This window comes from Halofilum ochraceum (assembly GCF_001614315.2).
Lineage (GTDB): Bacteria > Pseudomonadota > Gammaproteobacteria > XJ16 > Halofilaceae > Halofilum > Halofilum ochraceum.
Genome location: NZ_LVEG02000002.1, coordinates 61,500 through 80,763 on the forward strand (window position 1 = coordinate 61,500; position 19,264 = coordinate 80,763).

19 protein-coding genes are annotated in these 19,264 nt (G+C 63.9%); 13 read left to right on the forward strand and 6 right to left on the reverse strand.

Annotated features, from left to right (window positions below):
- The first annotated feature begins 66 nt into the window (after positions 1–66).
- The 8 genes from A0W70_RS03615 to A0W70_RS03650 all read left to right on the forward strand — a co-directional run bounded on the left by A0W70_RS03615 (position 67) and on the right by A0W70_RS03650 (position 9,308).
- Positions 67–798 (forward strand): helix-turn-helix domain-containing protein, encoded by a 732-nt coding sequence (locus tag A0W70_RS03615; RefSeq protein WP_067560640.1) that lies wholly within the window; start codon positions 67–69, stop codon positions 796–798.
- A complete protein-coding gene (locus tag A0W70_RS03620; protein WP_083330751.1) occupies positions 795–2,045 on the forward strand; it encodes an ABC transporter substrate-binding protein in 1,251 nt (416 codons plus the stop codon). Before A0W70_RS03615 ends, A0W70_RS03620 begins: the two co-directional genes overlap by 4 nt.
- A 142-nt stretch (positions 2,046–2,187) precedes the next feature.
- The gene (locus A0W70_RS03625) at positions 2,188–2,901 is read left to right on the forward strand and encodes an ABC transporter ATP-binding protein (protein ID WP_217495378.1); all 714 of its coding nucleotides are present in this window, start codon (positions 2,188–2,190) and stop codon (positions 2,899–2,901) included.
- Positions 2,885–3,631, forward strand: a complete 747-nt coding sequence (locus A0W70_RS03630; RefSeq protein WP_217495379.1) for an ABC transporter ATP-binding protein — start codon at positions 2,885–2,887, stop codon at positions 3,629–3,631. The genes A0W70_RS03625 and A0W70_RS03630 overlap by 17 nt, the downstream gene beginning before the upstream one ends.
- Positions 3,624–4,496 (forward strand): branched-chain amino acid ABC transporter permease, encoded by an 873-nt coding sequence (locus tag A0W70_RS03635; protein ID WP_075109827.1) that lies wholly within the window; start codon positions 3,624–3,626, stop codon positions 4,494–4,496. The genes A0W70_RS03630 and A0W70_RS03635 overlap by 8 nt, the downstream gene beginning before the upstream one ends.
- Before the next feature lie 32 nt (positions 4,497–4,528).
- On the forward strand, positions 4,529–5,602 hold the full coding sequence (locus A0W70_RS03640) for a branched-chain amino acid ABC transporter permease (protein ID WP_067560646.1): 1,074 nt from the start codon (positions 4,529–4,531) through the stop codon (positions 5,600–5,602).
- Positions 5,603–5,620: 18 nt separating this feature from the next.
- The gene (locus tag A0W70_RS03645) at positions 5,621–6,634 is read left to right on the forward strand and encodes an acetamidase/formamidase family protein (RefSeq protein ID WP_217495380.1); all 1,014 of its coding nucleotides are present in this window, start codon (positions 5,621–5,623) and stop codon (positions 6,632–6,634) included.
- Positions 6,635–7,235: 601 nt separating this feature from the next.
- Entirely contained in the window at positions 7,236–9,308 is a 2,073-nt protein-coding gene (locus A0W70_RS03650) for a HelD family protein (protein ID WP_067560649.1), read from the forward strand.
- Positions 9,309–9,359: 51 nt separating this feature from the next.
- Here A0W70_RS03650 and A0W70_RS03655 read toward each other — a convergent pair whose 3' ends face one another.
- The gene (locus A0W70_RS03655) at positions 9,360–9,830 is read right to left on the reverse strand and encodes a CopD family protein (protein WP_067560651.1); all 471 of its coding nucleotides are present in this window, start codon (positions 9,828–9,830) and stop codon (positions 9,360–9,362) included.
- Between the two features lie 216 nt (positions 9,831–10,046).
- On the opposite strand from A0W70_RS03655, the gene corA reads away from it, so the two are divergent.
- Entirely contained in the window at positions 10,047–11,222 is a 1,176-nt protein-coding gene (gene corA / locus A0W70_RS03660; protein ID WP_067560654.1) for a magnesium/cobalt transporter CorA, read from the forward strand.
- 31 nt (positions 11,223–11,253) lie between these two features.
- Here the strand turns inward: corA and A0W70_RS03665 are convergent, their stop codons facing one another.
- Both A0W70_RS03665 and A0W70_RS03670 read right to left on the reverse strand, forming a co-directional pair.
- Positions 11,254–11,862 carry a hypothetical protein gene (locus A0W70_RS03665; protein WP_083330752.1) on the reverse strand — a complete coding sequence of 203 codons (609 nt, stop codon included), beginning with the start codon at positions 11,860–11,862 and terminating at the stop codon, positions 11,254–11,256.
- Between the two features lie 4 nt (positions 11,863–11,866).
- Positions 11,867–12,715: a bifunctional nuclease domain-containing protein gene (locus A0W70_RS03670; protein WP_067560658.1), complete on the reverse strand. Its 849-nt coding sequence runs from the start codon at positions 12,713–12,715 to the stop codon at positions 11,867–11,869.
- Positions 12,716–12,950: 235 nt separating this feature from the next.
- On the opposite strand from A0W70_RS03670, the gene A0W70_RS16945 reads away from it, so the two are divergent.
- Entirely contained in the window at positions 12,951–13,307 is a 357-nt protein-coding gene (locus A0W70_RS16945; RefSeq protein WP_067560660.1) for a DUF4168 domain-containing protein, read from the forward strand.
- 133 nt (positions 13,308–13,440) lie between these two features.
- On the opposite strand, the gene A0W70_RS03680 is transcribed toward A0W70_RS16945, so the two are convergent.
- Positions 13,441–14,688, reverse strand: a complete 1,248-nt coding sequence (locus A0W70_RS03680; protein WP_067560662.1) for a sensor domain-containing diguanylate cyclase — start codon at positions 14,686–14,688, stop codon at positions 13,441–13,443.
- A gap of 294 nt (positions 14,689–14,982) precedes the next feature.
- On the opposite strand from A0W70_RS03680, the gene A0W70_RS03685 reads away from it, so the two are divergent.
- A complete protein-coding gene (locus A0W70_RS03685) occupies positions 14,983–15,588 on the forward strand; it encodes a CPBP family intramembrane glutamic endopeptidase (protein WP_067560664.1) in 606 nt (201 codons plus the stop codon).
- A 141-nt stretch (positions 15,589–15,729) separates the two neighbouring features.
- Here A0W70_RS03685 and A0W70_RS03690 read toward each other — a convergent pair whose 3' ends face one another.
- Positions 15,730–17,085, reverse strand: coding sequence for an alanine/glycine:cation symporter family protein (locus A0W70_RS03690; protein WP_067560665.1), 1,356 nt, complete (start codon positions 17,083–17,085; stop codon positions 15,730–15,732).
- A 295-nt stretch (positions 17,086–17,380) separates the two neighbouring features.
- Between A0W70_RS03690 and A0W70_RS03695 the strand changes: the two genes are divergently transcribed.
- Together A0W70_RS03695 and A0W70_RS03700 are read left to right on the forward strand one after the other, a co-directional pair.
- Entirely contained in the window at positions 17,381–17,827 is a 447-nt protein-coding gene (locus tag A0W70_RS03695) for a DMT family transporter (RefSeq protein WP_067560666.1), read from the forward strand.
- A gap of 71 nt (positions 17,828–17,898) precedes the next feature.
- Positions 17,899–18,828 (forward strand): glycerophosphodiester phosphodiesterase, encoded by a 930-nt coding sequence (locus A0W70_RS03700; RefSeq protein WP_067560667.1) that lies wholly within the window; start codon positions 17,899–17,901, stop codon positions 18,826–18,828.
- Between the two features lie 3 nt (positions 18,829–18,831).
- On the opposite strand, the gene arfB is transcribed toward A0W70_RS03700, so the two are convergent.
- The gene (gene arfB / locus A0W70_RS03705; RefSeq protein ID WP_067560668.1) at positions 18,832–19,245 is read right to left on the reverse strand and encodes an alternative ribosome rescue aminoacyl-tRNA hydrolase ArfB; all 414 of its coding nucleotides are present in this window, start codon (positions 19,243–19,245) and stop codon (positions 18,832–18,834) included.
- Between the last annotated feature and the right edge of the window lie 19 nt (positions 19,246–19,264).

Consider the following 19,264-nt stretch of genomic DNA (forward strand, 5'->3'; position numbering starts at 1 on the left):
TCGAAAAGTAACCCGCGTTACGGCAAACGCCGAAAGCGCGAGGCCCGCGTCCAAAAGGGATTCACCATGGACCAACCGCTTTCCAACCTGGGGTCGCGTGTGAAAACACTCCGCCAGGAGCGCGGGCTGACGCTGCAGCAGGTGAGTGAGCGCTCAGGAGTTTCCGTATCTACGCTGAGCAAGGTCGAGAACGGACAGGTCAGCGGGACCATCAACACCATGCTCAAGATCGCACGCGGCCTGGGCGTCCTGTTCGATCATCTCCTGGAAGACACGGACACCAACCCGCCGCCCACCGGGCGCCTCGTGCGCACCACTGCCGATCAGGTCGATCGGTTCCCTACCGAGTTCTACGACTATCAGGTGCACTCGACCGAAATGGTCGGCCGACACATGCTGCCGCTGGTAATTGATGTGAAAACGCGGCAGCCGCCACCCAAAGTCGACTGGAGTACGCACGAGGGAGAGGAGTTTCTGCTCGTGCTCGAAGGGCGGGTTGAATTTCACAGCGAACACTACGGCCCAGTCGCACTGAATCCGGGCGATAGCATCTACTTTGACAGCTCCATGCGCCACGCCTACGTGTCGGTTGGTGAGGGCGACGCGCGCGTGATCTCGATCAGCCTTGCCCAGGAGGAGAGCGCTGCGGGGACACGTATGACACATCTGCAGCGGCGCAGAGACGACCATCAGGAACAGAGTCCATCCAGGTCCACACCCGGCGATGACGCGATCGTTCCGGCGCGGACCTCAACGTCACAGTCCAGCAACCCATTCGGGGGGAGGACAGAACCATGAAACGAAACAGGCAGCGTCACAACGGTGACCGTACCCGACTGATCAGTCTGCTTGCCGGCGGATTGCTTGCCGGCGGATTGGTCACGACAGGGCTTGTTCAGGCAGAGGAAGATCCGGTCTACTTTGGAGGCAGTTTGTGTACGACCGGTATCCAGGCGGCTCTCGATGTCCCGACTCTTGAAGGGGCGAAACTCGCCGTTGAGCATCTCAACGAAACGGGAGGCGTACTCGGGCGCGAGGTGAAATGGCGCAATCTCGACGGTAAGAGCGATCCGTCAACCGTGCGTAACAACGCGGTGCAATTGGTCAGCGACGGTGCCGACTTCATCGTGGCACCGTGTGACTTCGATTTCGGTGGCTCTGCGCAGCGGGTCGCGCAGGATAACGGCATCGTGGGAATGTCGACCTGCGGCTCGTCTCCGAAGCACGGTTCGGCCACGCTCGGGGATCTGCAGTACACCATGGCCATGTGGAATACCGTCATGGGTGCCGCCGCCGCCGAGTATGCCCACGGCGAGCGTGACTGGGATGACGCCTACGTTGTCACCGACACGTTCATCGACTACACGACCACTCTCTCGAAGTACTTCATTGAGCATTTCGAGAATCTCGGTGGCAATGTCATCCATGAGTCCGAGTATACCCAAGGCTCCGGTGATTTCTCCGCCCAGCTCTCGACGATGAAAGATCAGCTCGAGGGCGAAGAGCTCGATGTCATCTTCATCTCCTCGTATCAACCCGATCTCAGCATGATTATTCGTACGATCCGTCAGGCGGGTATTGATGCGCCGATCGTTGGCGGCGACTCGTATGATGACCCGGGCTTGTGGGATGCGTTGGGCACGCAGTTCGGCAGTGATGTCTACTTCGCCACCCACAGTTACATGAAGGAAGGCACGGCCCCTGGCATGGATGAGTTCCTCAAACTCTACGAGGAAAAACACGGTGAGCGCCCGAAGACGTCGTTCGTCGCCACGGGTTGGGATACCGTCATGTCGATGGCTCGGGCAGCAGAAATCGCCGGAACCGTCGAAGGCAAGGCCGTCTCGAAGGCACTTGAGGAGAACGACTTCGAACTCCTGACCGGCACGATGGACTGGACCTCGGCCGACACGGGGCACCAGCCGCTCAAGTCGGTTGCTATGGTCGAACTCCAGGATGCCACGACGTCCTTCATCGGCTGGCGGACGCCGAGCAATGTGCCGACGCCGCCGTATCTCAAGGAATGGATGAAGCGTCAGGAATAGACGTCCTGGTGGTTGCCGGGGCGGCCGCATACCGCGGCCGCCCCGGCCTTGGTTCGATCCTTTGAACAACAGCGAGCCGGTCCCCGAAATGGCCAGATTCAGCGGAGCGGAAGATTCGGGTTCTGGACTTGTAGTCCAGGGCGTGACCAAGAAATTTCATGAACTGACTGCGCTGGATACAGTGAGCATCCAGCTTCGGCGCGGAGAGGTGCTCGGGCTCATCGGGCCTAATGGTTCCGGGAAGAGCACGTTGATCAATACCATCTCGGGCGTGCTTCAACCCACCACAGGTGTCGTCCGGGTCGGCGATACCGTGATCTCGGGACGACCACCCCACCGTATCGCGCGCGCCGGTGTCGCCCGTACGTTCCAGGGCGCCCGAATCTTCCCGGCCCTGTCGGTTGAGCAAAACATTGTCGTGGCGAGTATGGGAGTTGGTGCGTCGAGACGCCAGGCACAGCGACGCGCCGACGAGTTGATCGAGTACTTTGATATCGAAACCTGGCGCAGGGCTGCCGCCGACAGCTTACCTTACGGCCATAAGCGAATTGTCGAGGTGGCCCGCGGGCTGGCGATGAACCCGCAGTTCCTCATGCTCGATGAACCGGGAGCCGGTCTGGACGAGAACGAGAGCGAGGAACTCCTGAGACGGCTGACGGCGTTGCCGCAGGAACGGGACCTTGGGCTGCTCATCGTGGACCACGACATGCCGCTGATCATGCGCCTGTGCCATCGTATCCATGTGCTCAACTACGGCCAATCGATCGCTGAGGGTACGCCGGCCGAAATCCGACGGGATCCGGCGGTTCTCGAAGCCTATCTAGGACGCGGGGCAGAATATGCCTACGATGCTTGAACTCAAGGGTGTTGATGCACGCTACGGCGCAATCCAGGCGCTGACGGGCATTGATCTCGAGGTCGGCAACGGTGAACTGGTCGCACTGGTAGGCGCCAATGGCGCCGGCAAGACCACGACCATGTCCACCGTGGCCGGCGTCGTGCGGCCATCGGCAGGCAACATCCTGCTCGAGGGTGAATCGCTCCTGGGGTTATCGCCCGAGCGTGTGGTGCGGCGCGGGGTTGCGATGGTTCCGGAGAATCGGGACATCTTTCCGGCATTGACCGTCGAGCAGAATCTGCGCCTCGGGGCGTTCGTTCGGGGGGATCGGCAGGAGTATCAGCAGGACCTTGAGGCGATCTGCGAGCGATTCCCGATCATCAAGAAACGGTTGAATCAGCGCGCGGGAACTATGTCCGGCGGGGAGCAGCAGCAACTGGCAATCGCGCGTGCGCTGATGTCGCACCCGCGCCTGCTGATGCTCGACGAGCCATCGCTGGGCCTGGCGCCAGCCCTGGTTGACGAGGTCTTTGACCTGATCCGCACCCTGCACGAGCAGGGCACGACGATACTGCTCGTCGAGCAGAATGTCCGCAAAACCTGCGAAATCGCCGAGCGCGTATATCTGCTCCACATGGGAGAGATTGCGGCAAGCGGGACGCCCGAAGAGTTGGGTGAGAGTGTCGACATGGGGAGCGTGTTCCTCGGCGGCGATACAGCGACACAGCGGGAGAGCGCTGGTGAGTGACGTAATTGGCCTCGCGATCAGCGCACTGAATCTCGGCAGCCTGTATGCCTTGATGGCATTGGGCCTGGTCCTGGTGTACGGGATTCTGCGCCTGGTCAACTTCGCATATGGGGATCTCGTGATGGTGGTGGGATACGCCCTCTACCTCATGCGGGAAACGGCGATGCCGTGGCTTGTGATGGCCGTGATCGCCGTGATGGCGGCGATGCTGGTCAGCGTTCTGACGGAGCGAATCGCATTCCGGCCCGTGCGCGACAAATCGCTCACCGCAATGCTCGTGACATCGTTCGCGGTGAGCATGCTGTTACAGACGGGCGCGCAACTGTTCATCTCACCTCGGTCGCGGGTGGTGCCGATGCCGGATATGTTCACCACCACGGTGGAAATCGCCGGCAACATGATCGCTCTGCGTGAGTTGATCGCGATCGCCGTGAGCATCCTGATGCTGGTGCTGTTCACCGTTTTGCTGAATCGAACGGTCCTCGGGATTGCCCTGCGCGCCGCCGCCGATAACTTCCGCATGACGCGCATGCTCGGGATACCGGCAAACATGGTAATCAGTGCGGCGTTCGCGATCAGTGGCTTTCTGGCCGGTGTGGTCGCGCTGTTCTGGCTGGGACGCGGTGGATCCGTGACGCCGGATATCGGCCTCCAGCCGTTGATCGTCGCATTCGTCGCGACTGTGCTCGGCGGCATGCACAGCCTGCTTGGTGCGGTGGTCGGCGGGTATGCGCTCGGGATTATCACGGTGGTCATCAACACGTTCATGCCGGAAGCCCTCACGGGCTATCGGCAGGCCTTCATATTCGCTCTGGTGATCGTGATCCTGATCGCCCGTCCAGAAGGTTTGGTGCGGAGCAAATGACAAACATCAACACTTCGAGTCGAGAATCGCTCATGCCGGATCTGCGCGCGTCGCTCTCCCACGGCTCAACGATCGGTTTGCTGGTCGCTGGGATCGCATTGATTCTGGCCGTGACCACCGCGATCGGTTCTCCTCTTCTGAGCGGTTTCGTGACCGAACTGTTCATACACGTGGTTCTGGTGGTCGGACTGCAGGTGTTCATGGGCAATACGAACATCTTGTGGTTTCCGCATATTGGATTCATGGGGATCGGTGCCTATGCGTCCGTGATCTTTTCCATGGATACTACGCAGAAACTGATGAGCCTACCCGAGTTGTATCCGTTCCTCGAGGTGATTCATATCGGGTTCGTTCCGGCGATCCTCTGCGGCGCCCTGGTTGCAGCCGCGGTGGCGGCCGTTATCGGCTTTCCGATGATGCGCCTCTCGGATTTTCCCGCGGTCATTGCCGGCTTTGCGCTGCTCGTGGTAATCCATGTCGTGCTGGTGCACTGGAGTGCACTGACGAACGGCCCCCAGACACTCTTCGGGGTCGACCGCCATACCTATGCTGCCACGGCAGCATTGTGGGCGATTTTTGCTCTCATTGTTGGCTACCTGTTCAAGGAGTCCAGAATTGGATTGCAGTTACGTGCTTCCCGTGAGGACTTGATTGCCGCCCAGACAATTGGCATCAGGATCATGTTCGTGCGCTGGATCGCATTAATTGTGAGCGCCTTTATCGCAGGGCTCGGCGGCGGGCTTTATGCCCATTACATCACCGCATTTATGCCCGGCGCCTTCTTCCTTGAAGAGACATTCGTGGTCCTTTCGATGCTCGTCATTGGCGGCCCGGCGACGATATCGGGTGCCTGCCTCGGTGCGTTCCTGATTACGCTTTTCTATCAGTCTCTGCGCTGGATCGAAAACAGTGAAATGGTGGCCGACCTGCTTCCGGGCGGCGTCGGAGGACTGTCAACGCTGGCACTCGCGATAGCGCTGATCGCGGTTCTCATCTGGCGCCCGGGTGGTGTCGTCGCGCGTGAAGAACTGTCATGGGAGACGGTCAGCCGTGCAGGTGCGGCCCTAAAGCGCCGATTGCGTCCAAAAGCGGCGGTGCATGAATAAGGTACAGGAGAGTTCGCTATGTCAAAGAATGCAATGAAGCCTCAGTGGGAAACGCCGGCGATCATGGACCAGCGAGGGTTGGCCGCCGGGAAGATCGGTACCACGCATGAGCTCACGCCAGAGCGGCAGGGAACGTATCATTACACGATCGGCCCGTACTCGGAGCCGGTAATGACGGTCCAGCCGGGCGACCGAGTCGTGTTCTGGACGCCGGACTGCTTTGAGGGGCGAATCCAGAAGGAGGATGACAAGCCTTCCGAAATCCTGGAGATGCCGTTCATCAATCCGCAGTGTGGCCCAATCATGGTCGAGGGAGCGGAAAAGGGTGATGCGCTGGCGATCTACATCGAGTCGATGGAACCACGTGGGGAGAATCCACGCGGAACCTGCTGCATGATTCCGGAGTTCGGCGGTCTCACCGGTACAAACTACACGGCGACCCTGAATGATCCGCTTCCCGAAGTGGTACGAAAAATCAACCTGGATGATGACAATGTGTACTGGAGTGATCGGGTAACGCTTCCCTACAAACCGCATGTGGGGACGATCAGCTGTTCGCCCGAGATTGATTCGATCAACGCGCTCACGCCTGACCAGCACGGTGGCAATATGGACATGCCCGATATCTGCCCGGGGAACGTGACCTATCTTCCCGTCAAGGTTACAGGAGGGCGTTTCTTCATTGGCGACTGTCATGCGTGTCAGGGTGAGGGTGAAGTGTGTGGTGTTGCCGTTGAGTATCCTTCGGTGACCACCGTGCGTTTCGACGTCATTAAGGGGTGGCAGAACCAGTGGCCCCGACTCGAGACCGAGAACACCATCATGACGATCGGCAGCGCACGACCACTTGAGGACGCGACCCGGATCGCGTATCGAGAACTGGTCTACTGGCTGGTTGAAGATTACGGGTTCGACAAGTGGGACGCGTATATGATGCTGAGCCAGTGCGGTGTCGCCAAACTGGGCAACTTCGTGGATCCGAAGTACACGATCGGTGCAGCGATACCGAAAAAGTATCTGGCCCGGAAATAGGAGGTGCTGGTGGCGGAAACACGTGGCCGCTTGGCCGGGGTGTCGACCGCGCGTCAAGCCGGGACTGGGGCGTTAGGCGCGAAACATTGCGGACCCATCTCAAACGCGCCTTGCACAAGACGGGCACGCACCGCCAGGCGGATCTCGACCGTCTGCTGGCCGGATTGCCATGGAAACTTGCGCATGCGGTCACCGCATCCGGCATCAGCGGGGCCGTCAGAGTGACGGCCATGCCGGCTCTCACCCATTCGGGGGATGCCGCAGACGGGCGAAAGCTCTAGTTTCCTTGGCGTCCCGGTTGTTCATGGTCAGTCGGGCTGAGGGTGCTTGCCGGTAACCCTGTCAGTCTGCCGGGATGACCACCCGCAGCCCGGTATCGCCGGGGCAGTATCCTTGAGCGGCCCAATGGGCCGCTCTGTTTTTTTGCGTGATCGCGGGGCTCCGTGGATCGCGCCGGGATTCGCACCTCCACTTCCCGTTTCTCGTTCCAGAACCGTGTCGCCCCGTTCCGCATTGCCGGTATTGTTGCTATCGTCGCGCCTCCTCGCCCCGGCCTGCGCCGGGCTGATTGTTGATGTCGCCCCCTGGAAAGCCCCGAGTCATGAGCCTGTCCGAGACCCCGAGAAGCGCGGTCGAGATCGAGGAGCGTGAGCGCCTCGCGGACGTGCACGACCGACTGCAGCGCGCGCTGGATGCCACGGCGGCCCGGATCAGGGACTACGCGCGCGATATCGAGGAGCAGAAGACCTACCTCTCGGAAAACCGCGACGAGATGGACCACATCGAGAAGATCGCCTCGCGCGAATCGATCGAACAGTCGGTGCGCAGCGGCGACTTCCTGCTGGAGAAGAAAAAACGGATCCAGAAGCTCCAGCGCTCGCCGTATTTCGGTCGCTTTGATGTGGCCCATCAAAACGACGATGGCGGCGCGCCCGTCTATATCGGCATCCATCACTTCTTCGATGACGCGGCCCGCGAGAACGTCGTGTACGACTGGCGCGCCCCGATTGCCACCCTGTTCTATGACTACGAAACCGGTCCTGCCCGTTATGATTCCCCGGAGGGGGAAGTGGACTGCACGATCGAGCTGAAGCGCCAGTTCCGGATCAGCGGCGATGAAATACAGCTGATGATCGACAGCGCCGTCCATGTCGTGGACGACGTGCTTCAGGAAGAACTCAGCCGTTCGTCCGATGAGGGCATGAAGAACATCGTCGCGACCATCCAGCGCGACCAGAACCGGATCGTGCGCGACGACGAGGCGCAGGAACTGATCATCCAGGGCGTGGCCGGCTCCGGAAAGACATCGATCGCGCTGCACCGGATCGCATTCCTGCTTTATCGCTTCAAGGATACGTTGACCTCGGACGATATCCTCATCATCTCGCCGAACCGGGTGTTTGCGGATTACATCTCCAATGTGTTGCCGGAACTCGGTGAGGAAACGGTCAACGAGACCAGCATGGAGGCGGTCGCGGATGAGCTGCTGGACGGGCAGTACCGTTTCCAGACGTTCTTCGAACAGACGGCCGCCCTGCTGGAGAAAGACGACGAGGCGATGAAACGGCGCCTTGAGTACAAGGCGTCACCCGATTTCCTGAAACAGCTCGATCGCTATGCCGCGCATGTCGAGCGCACGCAGTTCCAGGCCGAGGATGTATGGGTCTCGCGGCGTCTGGTCCCGGCGTGGCTGCTCGACGAGATATTCCGCAAGCACCGTTCCATGCCCGGCAATGAACGGATCCGCCAGGTCGTTCGCGAAGTCGAGCAGAAGGTCGGTAACCAGTACAACTACGATCTGATGCCCGATGACCGTAAAAACCTGAAGGCGGCGGTCGAAAAAATGTTTCAGCGTTCCACGCTGCGCGAGACCTATAAGGGGTTCTACACGTGGATCGGGGAACCGGATCTGTTCCGCACGGTCAAGAACAGTAAACTCGAGTACGCGGATGTGTTCCCGCTCATTTATCTCAAGATGAAGCTGGAAGGTATACGCTCGCCATACCGCAAAGTGAAACACCTCCTGATCGATGAGATGCAGGACTACACGCCGGTGCAGTATGCGGTGATCGATAAGCTCTTCAACTGCCGCAAGACCATTCTCGGCGATGCCAACCAGTCAGTGAATCCCTGCAACGCCTCGACCTCCGAGGACATCGGTCGCGCCTTCCGGACGTCGGCCCGGGTGACGCTCAACAAGAGCTACCGTTCCAGTTACGAGATCATGCAGTTCGCGCAGCGGATCAGCCCGAATCCGGACCTGGAACCAATCGAGCGGCATGGCGAGGAACCGCGGGTGCTCGCCTGCGGCAGCCGTGCCAAAGAACTCGAGGCGATTCGTGCGGAGGTGGCCGCCTTCACCGGATCCGATTTCAATACGCTGGGCGTGATCTGCAAGACGCAGAAGCAGGCGCGGCGGACGTATGAAGCGCTGCAGGGGCATGCCGATCGCCTCCACCTGCTCACGGAGGAAAGTCGCTCGTTCGCGCGCGGCGTAATCGTATGCACCGCGCACATGGCCAAGGGGCTGGAGTTCGACCAGGTGATCGTGCCCGAGGCGAATGCGACGAACTATCAGACGCCGATGGACCGCAATCTTCTCTATGTCGCCTGTACGCGCGCGATGCACCGGCTGGTATTGACGCATTCCGGGGCCGTTACGCCTTTTGTCTGAGCGTTCGCGCCGGTGTGCGTATCCGGGCAAGCGGTACCTGGCGCGTTGCGGTCAGAACGGCCAGTAACGGCCGCCGGTGGCGATCAGGACGACGATGATGCCGAGCGTCAGATTGGTCGCGACGAGCCAGCGTATGCGGTTCAGGTCCCTGGCGGCCTGATCGTATTCCATGCGGGTGACCGCGCGCCGGAACCGCCGCCAGGGCGCGAAGAACAGGTGCAGGAAGATGGCCGTCATCAGCAACGCCAGCCCATGCATGGCGTGGATATGCAGGCCGACCGCGGCGAATCCGCCAAGTGGACCGAGGACCATGTAGTAGCCGGTCACCAGCAGTACGGCGATGCTGACCCACACGACCGGGAAGAAGCGTGCGAATATCCCGGACCACAGCGCCAGTCGCCCCGGCGCTTCGAGTGCCTGTCCCGCGACGGGGCGAACGAACCAGTACGCGAAGGCCATGCCGCCAACCCATAACACCGCCGCCAGTGCGTGCAATGCGAGCGCAAATGGGAGCAGTTGCATGGCGATCTCTCCTTCAGCGTAAGCAGTGGCCGATTCGGGCTGCCTGTGATGGCAGGCGCACCGGGCGCCCGATCCCCGCGAACTCCGGGAGCGGGAACGGCTCCAGCGTAGCAGGCAAGCAGGCCCATTACCGAAACGGGGCCACGCGAGGGAATCCACTGGTACGGTCTTCGATGCCCGTGGAAGAATGGCCGCGGGCAGCAGGGAGTTTGACCGATGGTATCCAGAGCGAGTCGCTCACGACGCGCGCCGCCCGGGACGGCGCCCGGTACGCTGATCGCCGACCCGGACGCACCGGCGCCCGAGATCCGGGTGATCACTTACGGCCCCGACCGGGGCCCCGAGGGGATGACCCGGCAGCGGGTCGCGTCGGTCGATGCGCTGCCCGCCGTGGCGGACAGGCACACCGTGTACTGGATCGATATCGCGGGCCTGGGCGACCAGGAAACGATCCGCAGGATCGGCGAGCGCTTCAACCTCCATCCACTGGCGCTTGAGGACACCCTCAATGTCCGTCAGCGACCGAAGGTCGAGGACTACGATCATCATCTGTTCATCGTGACCCGTATGCCGATGGACGCTCCGGCGGCGCCTTCCGGGGCCGCGCCATCCGGCCCGACGGACGGGGCGTTGCCGCATGACGCGGGGCAGCTGGTTACCGAACAGGTGGCATTCTTTGTCGGTGACGGATTCGTCATTACCTTTCAGGAGCGTCCGGGTGATGTGTTCGAGCCGGTCCGCACGCGGATCGCGAAGGCATCCGGGCGGATCCGTTCGCGTGGGGCCGATTATCTCGCGTATGCCCTGCTCGATGCCTCCATCGATTCGTTCTTTCCCCTTCTGGAGGCCTACGGCGAGCGCGTCGAGGAACTGGAGCAGGAAGTCGTTGGACGCCCGGAGTCCGGCCACATCGCGCATATCCACGATCTCAAGCGCGATCTGTTGACCGCCCGGCGCACGATCTGGCCGCAGCGCGAGATGCTGAATACCCTGGTGCGCGAGGAGTCGCCGCTCGTCGCCGATGAGACCCGCATCTTCCTGCGTGACTGTTACGACCACACGATCCAGTTGATGGACATGATCGAGACCTACCGCGAGGTCGCGTCCGGTCTCGTCGATGTGCAGCTTTCGAGTGTCAGCAATCGCATGAACGAGGTCATGAAGGTCCTCACGATGATCGCGACCGTCTTTATCCCGTTGACCTTCATCGCGGGGATCTACGGCATGAATTTCGATCCCGCGGCCGGTCCGTGGAATATGCCGGAACTCGGCTGGCGCTACGGCTACCCGGCGGCGCTGCTGAGCATGGTGGCGATCGGTGGGATCCTGTTGCTCTGGTTCCGCCGCAAGGGGTGGCTCGGAGGCCGCCGCGCAAGCGGTGGCCGTCACTGACTCCCGGGTTTGAGTGCTCGGCACGCCGCGTTCACGGATCGGCGGGCGACATCACCCGCCAGTTCGAGAACGGCCCCGCCATATGGACCTCGCAACCCATTTCGCGTAACCAGTCACCGACTCGATGGTTGGAATTGCGGGTCGCGTTGTAGGGCCTCGGATCGTGGACGAACTCGAGGTCGTACAGCGGGTTGGCGGTCAGTGTCCCGCGCGCGTCCAGGAAACGCTGGTCGATGCGGTCGTGCAGCCGGCTGGCGCGTTCGGCCGGGACGTCGATCCGCCACAGGGCCTCGATCGGGACCGCGACCTGCTCGCGCACCCGCGCCTCCTCAGTCGGGCCCGGCAGCCGCCTGCGACCCAGCCCGGCCAGGTGGGTCCCGAACAGCGTACCGGAGGCCCGGAAGGGGCCCGTCCGATTGAGCGCGTAGTAGTCCCAGTCGCCCCAGGCATAGCGGGTCATCCCATCGCCGCGCGCCACCACCAGGCTCGCGTGGCGACCGTCGTCGAGCAGGAATGCGGCCACTGGTCGTTCCGGCTCGGGTGGCGGCACGACGGTATTCGTGCAGCCCGCGGTCAGTACGGCCGCCAGCCCGGCGAGACACCAGCGGACGGTGGGCGTGGCCGCAGGCGTGGGCCGCACGGCGTTACAGGTTCTGCCCGGGCCGGTCGGGCACGTCCGTGTGCAGTCGCACTTCCCGGGTCGTCCCGTCCAGCCAGTAACGGATGCGCACGCGCTCGCTTTCAGGCGTCTTCTGGACCAGCTGCAGGAACCCCATCGGCGAGTCGGGTGTTTCGCCATTGACGGCCAGTACCAGCGCACCGGGTTCGAGGCCGGCCCCCCGGGCGGTCCCGACCGCTTCGGTGACGACCACGCCTTCGCGATCGGGCAGGCCCAGCGCTTCGCGCAGTTCGGCCGTCGGCGCCATGACGGTGATACCGACCGCGCTCACGATCTGTTCCGATTCGTCCAGGCCGCGGTAATTGATCAGCCGCGCCTCTTCGAGAACCTCCGGGGCGACATGGATGCTGGCCCCCGTGCGCAGGGCGAGCGCGATGCCGTCGCTGGGACGCGTATCGACTCGGATCGGCTCCTCGCGCCCGGCGGCCTCCAGCTCGAGCATCCCGAGGAAGGTGTTGCCGGCGATGTCATCCACGTACATGCGGGTCAGACGCGCATCGAGGGATCCGATGACGTCGCCGAGGAGATCGTGCGTCATGGGACGCGGGAGCTGCGCGTCGCGCAGCGCGAGAATAATGGCGCGGGCGGTATCGTGGCCGATGAAAATCGGGATCATCTCGCCGCCGCCGGGTTCCCGCAGGAGTACGACGGGCACGCCGTGGGGCGTCGCCATGCCGACCGTTGCGACCTCGACCTCTACGAATTCGTCGACCGCCGCGGCCAGTTCGCGCTCGGCGGCAGCCGCCGCCGGGGCCGCGATCAACAGGAATGCCGCGAGCAGCGCTGCGCGCGTTGTCACCAGGCGCGACCACATGAGCGTTTCCCGGAATGTTCCTGCTACCAGTATAGGAGAGTCGCCGGCGGGGCGGTTGCGGCGAGTCGTCCGATCCTGCCCGCCGGGACGGTTACGATCCCGTAATCCGGATGAAAATTCATGGCAATCCTGTCTCCTGCAGTGTCGCGTGTATCGCTGTATCGGCTGGTACACCGTCCGCGGGCCTGGCCATCGCTCAGCGAGCCGGAACATCGCGACCCCAGGAGATTCGACAATGACGATCATGAACCGCAAGACCCTGACATTCGGCCTTTTCGCAGCGCTTATCGCCATCGCGCCGGGCATTCAGGCCCAGGATGGCAACGCCAGCAGCGGCGGAGACTTTGACCAGAGCCAGATCGAGTCCTTCGCGGACGCCCGCGCGGAAGTGCAGCAGCTGCAGCAGGAGTACGCCTCGAAGATCCAGCAGGCGGATCAGGAGAAGGCGAGCACCCTGAAACAGGAAGCCCAGCAGAAGATGGTCTCCGCGGTAGAGGATGCCGGCCTCGATGTGCAGGAGTTCAACACCATCGCGCGGGCCGCGCAGAACGACCAGGAACTGGCCGAGAAAATCCAGAAAGCCGCCAAGTAACCCCCTCGACCGACCGGATCGGGCGGTGGGCGATGGGCCGTCGCCCGCCGTTCCGGGGCCCGGTGGGTAAACCGCCCCTGCGCCCCGGAATGAACCGCGCAGGTGCACGCCTCGCGCGTGCCGATGACCCGTCCTACGGTGGGCCAGGCGGTTCAGCAGCGATGACGCGATTGCGGCCATCGCCTTTCGCGGCATAAAGGGCGCGGTCGAGGCGCTGCATGAAACGCGCATTGCCCTCGTCATGCTGGTAGCCGGCATATCCGACGGAGATCGTGACCGGGGTGCTACCGCCATCCGGCTCCCGTGCGACCGCCTGGCGCAGTTCCTCCGCCAGCCGGTGCGCCTTCGCCGCCGGCGTCGATGGGAGCAGGACGAGGAATTCCTCGCCGCCCCAGCGTCCCGCGAGGTCGGTCTCGCGCACCCGGTTGCGCAGTACACCGGCGATCCATTCCAGGACCCGATCCCCCTCGGCATGGCCACGCTCATCGTTGATGCGCTTGAAGTGGTCGATATCGATCATGAGCGCCGATAGCGGTTGCCCGTAACGGTCGCTGCGTTCGGTCTCGGTCTGCAGCACCGTCTCGCAGTGACGCCGGTTGGCCAGATCCGTGAGTTTGTCGTAGCGGGCCTGGTAGGAGAGTTCCACTTCCAGTTCGCGGCGGCGGGTGATGTCCTCGAGCGCGCCGTCGAAGACGGGGTGGCCCGATTCATCGAAGTGACGGAACGCGGTATCCGCGGCGTGGATCTCCCGGCCTTTCACGGTTCGCATGTGCAACTCGTAGCGAAAGACCTCACCGTCCTGCATGAGCGCGTTTGAGAAGTTCGCGCGCTGGGCGGGATCGACGTAGAGGCTGGCGATTTCATGGCCGAGCAGCTCCTCGGCGGAGTCCGCCTCGAGTAACTGGACAAACGCCGGATTCACGCGCAGGAATCGGCCGTTCGCACCGGGGGTGGCGCGGTAAAAAGGTACCGGTACGTCCTCGAAGATCTCCTCGAAGTCGCGCAATGCGCGCTCGGTGCGCACGCGCTCGGTCACGTCGCGGACGGTCACGTGCAGCAGTGGGCGTTCGTCGTCGCCGTGCAGGCGCGTGCCCTCGATCTCGATATCGGAGCATCCGTTGCCGGCGATGTGCGGGGATAAGATCAAGGGCAACGGTGTAGTCATGAGCCTATGCTGGATCGCGGGTCCGCCCTGTTCCGACCGGTCCGCGATCAGTTCCGACAGCCGCATGGTTACAAGCTGCGCGCCGGTTTGCCCGAAGAAATCCACGGCCGCTTCATTGGCGCGCAGGATCTCGCCCGAACGCGCGTCGACGAGCAACTGGCTCGTCGGGTGGTGCTCGAAGATCTGGCGGTAGACGCTGGAGGTGTCGGGATTCATGACTGGATCGCGGCGGCGGTATGCGGCCCGCGGCGCGGGCCCGTCGCGCTCGCCGTGCGGCCATTGATGGACTTTGATTCGCTGCGCATAAGTCGCTTCCGGAGCAATTATCGCGCCATAAATGTTTCGCGGTGCGCGCCTGCGGTTGTGCTGCCCGTCACTCGTGCGGGGCGCGCTACACTGGCCCGTCGCGGCGCGCATGCACCGCGACGGGGTGTATGACCGGCATATCCCCATGGCCGAAGAGGCCACCGACAACGTGATTTCCCTCAAGCCGCTGCCAATGACTCCGCTATGACCCGCAACCGCCTGCTGGCCGCTGATCCGTTCCTCATCGCCGTGTTGTTCGAGGCGGCCCTGATTCCGCTCGCACTCGTGCTGGCCATCCCGCTCGGGCTGCAGCCGTGGCAAGCGTTCGGCGCATCACCCGGGCTGGTATTCGCTGCCGTGGCGGGCACGGTGCCGCTGCTTGCCGCACTCGCGGTCTCCGCCCGCGTCGGCGCGGCGTGGTTCGAGGATGTCGAGGCGCTGGTGCGGCCGCTGATCGAGTCCGTGTTCCGCGGGCGTGGCGTCGCCGGCGTCGTGATCGTGTCGGCGCTTGCGGGCGTCGGCGAGGAGCTGCTGTTTCGCGGCGTGATCCAGACCGCGATGGCGGCGTCTTTCGGGGCGTGGCCGGGCTTGGTCGTGGCGTCGGTCCTGTTCGGAATGATGCACGCGCTCTCGCGGGCGTATTTCGTACTGGCGACCGCGATGGGCCTGTACCTGGGCGTGTTGTATCAGGCTACCGATAACCTGCTGCTGCCGGCTATCGTGCATGGCCTCTACGACGCGATCGCGATCGGGTATCTGCTGCTGGCCGGTGATCGCGGGCGCGATGGACCGAGTGAGTCGGCATCATGATGTGGTTGTGGGCAGAACATGGAATGCCGCCCCCTGGGGTGAATTAACGCTCGGACGCGGTAGCCCGGATGGAGGCGAAGCCGGAATCCGGGAGCGGCCGCCTCCCGGGGGAGGCGGCCGCCAATCCACGCGGATAGCGGCTTATTGCCGCGCGGTGGCTTCGTCGGCGAAGTACCGTTTCGTGACGGCGAAGATCGTGCTGGACAGGGCCAGCAGGGCGATCAGGTTGGGGATCGCCATCAGCGCGTTGAGGATGTCGGCAATGATCCAGATGATGCCGAGGTTACCGACCGCGCCGACGAACAGCAGGATGACCCAGACCCACCGGTACGGGGTGATGACCTTCACGCCGAACAGGTACTCGGCGCAGCGCTCGCCGTAGTAGCTCCACGCGATGATCGTGGTGAAGGCGAAGATCACGAGGCCGAAGGTCACCACCCAGTTGCCGCCGGCGACGCCATCGCCGAAGGCCATCGCGGAGAGCGCCGCGCCGGTCTCGCCGGAGCTCCACGCGCCGGTCATGATGATCACCAGTGCGGTCATCGTGCACACCACGATGGTGTCGATGAACGTCCCGAGCATCGCCACCGTGCCCTGCTTGACCGGGTCCGAGGTCCGGGCGGCCGCGTGGGCGATCGGGGCCGAGCCGAGGCCGGCCTCGTTGGAGAAGATGCCGCGCGCGACACCGAAGCGCACGGCGGCGAGCACCGCGGCGCCGGCGAAACCGCCCGTCGCGGCGGTACCGGTGAAAGCGTCGGTGACGATCATGCCGAGCGCGCCGGGCACCTGGCCGGCGTTGAGCAGGATCACGACCAGCGCGGCGCCGATGTAGAGCACGGCCATCGCGGGTACCAGCTTCTCGGCGACGTTCGCGATGCGCCGCACGCCGCCCAGGATCACGATCAGCACGAGGACGGCGAGGACGAGCCCCGTGACCCAGGCCGGGATCGCGAGGTTGGATTGCAGCACGTCCGCGACCGAATTCGACTGCACGGTGTTGCCGATGCCGAAGGCGGCGATCATGGCGAACAGCGCGAAGGCGGCGCCGAGCCAGCGCCAGTTGTCGCCCAGCCCGTTGCGGATGTAGTACATCGGGCCGCCGACGTAGGCGCCGCGCTCGTCCACCTCGCGGTACTTCACGGCCAGCACGGCCTCGCCGTACTTGGTCGCCATGCCGACCAGCGCGGTGATCCACATCCAGAACACTGCGCCCGGCCCGCCGAGGGCGATCGCGGTCGCGACGCCGGCGATGTTGCCGGTGCCGATGGTCGCGGACAGGGCGGTCGACAGCGCCTGGAAGGGCGTGATTTCGCCGGCGTCTTCATGCCGCTCGCGGCGGCCGGCGAACAGTTGCCGGAACCCGTAACCGAGCCGGCGGATGGGCATCGCCCGCAGTCCGAGGGTGAGGTACAGGCCCGTCCCGAGCAGCAGGATGAGCATGACCGGTCCCCACACGAAGCTGCTGACGGCATTGAGGGCGTCAGTGAGAGCCTGCATCGCTTCGCTCCAGGAAGGTTGGGGCCGAACGCATCGGCATTACAGGGGCATACAGGGGTCGCCCTCGACGTCGGGCGGGCCCTGTAGGGCGCTGCTCGCACGCGGTGGATCGGTTCATCGGCGGGCGCGCGGCAGCGGGCGCGAGAGCCTATCATTGGGGCCTTGTTTACGGCACCCTGGTCGGGACCATGCCGGTGCGGATAGTATGCCGCGCCGAGATCGGCTGGAGTGTGCGCGACCGTAGCCCGGCCGCCGTGTCCGCCGCCTGATTCCGCCGTCCCCGGAGCCCGTTGATATGCCCCAGGCCCTGATTACCGTATTGATCGCGCTCGTCGGCGCCGGCCTCGCCGTGCAGGCGGCGGCCAATGCCCGACTCGGTGCCGTGCTGCAGGTGCCGATCGCAAGCGCCCTGTGGAACTTCCTGCTCGGGACGGCCGCGCTGGCGCTCCTGCTCGCCTCGGGGCTGTTTGGACGTCCTTCGTTCGGCGATGCGGCGGCGGCCCCGTGGTGGGCCTGGATTGGCGGTCTGCTCGGGGCCCTGTTCGTGACGACCAGCATCCTGGCCGTGCCGCGCGTGGGCACCGTGGCGACCTTCGGCGCGATCATCTGCGGGCAGTTCATCGGCGCGGTGCTGATCGATACGCGGGGCTGGCTCGGCGTGGAACCCATACCGCTGACCCTGAGTCGCGTAGTCGGGGTCGGCCTCCTGATCGCCGGGGTAATCCTGATTCAGCACAAGTGAGGACGCACGCCGCCGCGTAAACGGCGTGTTACCGTCTACGGGCAGGCATAGGCCCATTGCCGGAGTCCCCGATGCCGAAAGGTCACCGCCTCGCCTCCCTGCTCGTAGCGACCGTCGCGGCGCTGCCGTGGGTGGGCAAGTCCGCCGACCAGCGCAGCGGCGACGGTATCCCCGCATTCGCCAATATCGCGCACCGCGGGGCCAGTGGTTCCGCGCCGGAGGCCACCCGACCGGCTTTCGAGCAGGCGGTGGCGGCGGGTGCCGATTATCTCGAAATGGACATCCAGATGAGCCGGGATGGGCACCTGGTCGCCATCCATGACACGGACCTCGATCGCACCACCGACGGCAGCGGCCGGGTGGGCGAGCACACTCTCGCGGAGCTCAAGGCGCTGGATGCCGGCTCGTGGTTCAACCGGGCGCACCCGGGCCAGGCGGATCCGGCCTATGCCGGGGTGCAGTTGCTGACGCTGGACGAGATCCTCGAGGCCTTCGGAACCGATCGTCGTTACTACATCGAGACCAAATCCCCGGAGCTGTATCCGGGTGTCGAGGAAAAACTGATCGAGACGCTGGAGGCGCACGACCTGATCCAGCACAGGAACGTCGTGCTCCAGTCATTCAGCGCGGAGAGCCTGAAAACACTCAAGGCACTGAACGCGAACGTGCCCCTCATCCAACTGCTCTGGTACGGCCTGGACGCGAACGGCGATCTGGTGGAGGCGTCCGGTGCCACGCCGCCGCTGGCGTCGGCCGGGGCGGCGGATTTCCGGGCCATCGCCGGCTATGCCGCGGGTATCGGCCCCAATGTCGAGGATGGCGGGCAACGGGTCGTCGATGCCTCGTTCGTCCGCCGGGCCCATCGCGCGGGGCTGCTCGTGCATGTCTACACCGTCGACGACACGACGACCATGAACGAGCTGATCGATGCCGGTGTCGACGGGATTTTCACGAACTTTCCCGCGCGCCTCGACCGGGTGCTGGACCGGCGCGCGGATTGATGTCTAATCGCCCGGATCCTTCCGTAACGCCTTGATGCGTCCGCGCTGCTTCTTCTCGTCGGTGCGCCGCTGGCGCGCCCGCCGGCTGGGCCGCGTGGGCCGGCGCGCTTTCGGGGTCGTGCCGGCCGCCTGAACCAGCGCGCGCAGCCGCTCCATGGCACTCTCGATGTTCAACTCCCGGCTGCGGTGCTCGCGTGCCTTGATGACGACGACGCCGTCGGCCGTGATCCGGTGATCCTGCATCGCCAGCAGGCGTTCCCGGTGTGCCTCGGGCAGCGACGATGCGCGGATATCGAAGCGCAGATGCACGGCCGTCGCGTTCTTGTTTACGTGCTGACCGCCAGGGCCGCCCGCGCGGATGGCCGAGATCTCGATCTCGTTGTCCGGGATGGTGACCTGGCGCGAGATACGCAGCATGTCCGCTCCGGGATGGCAG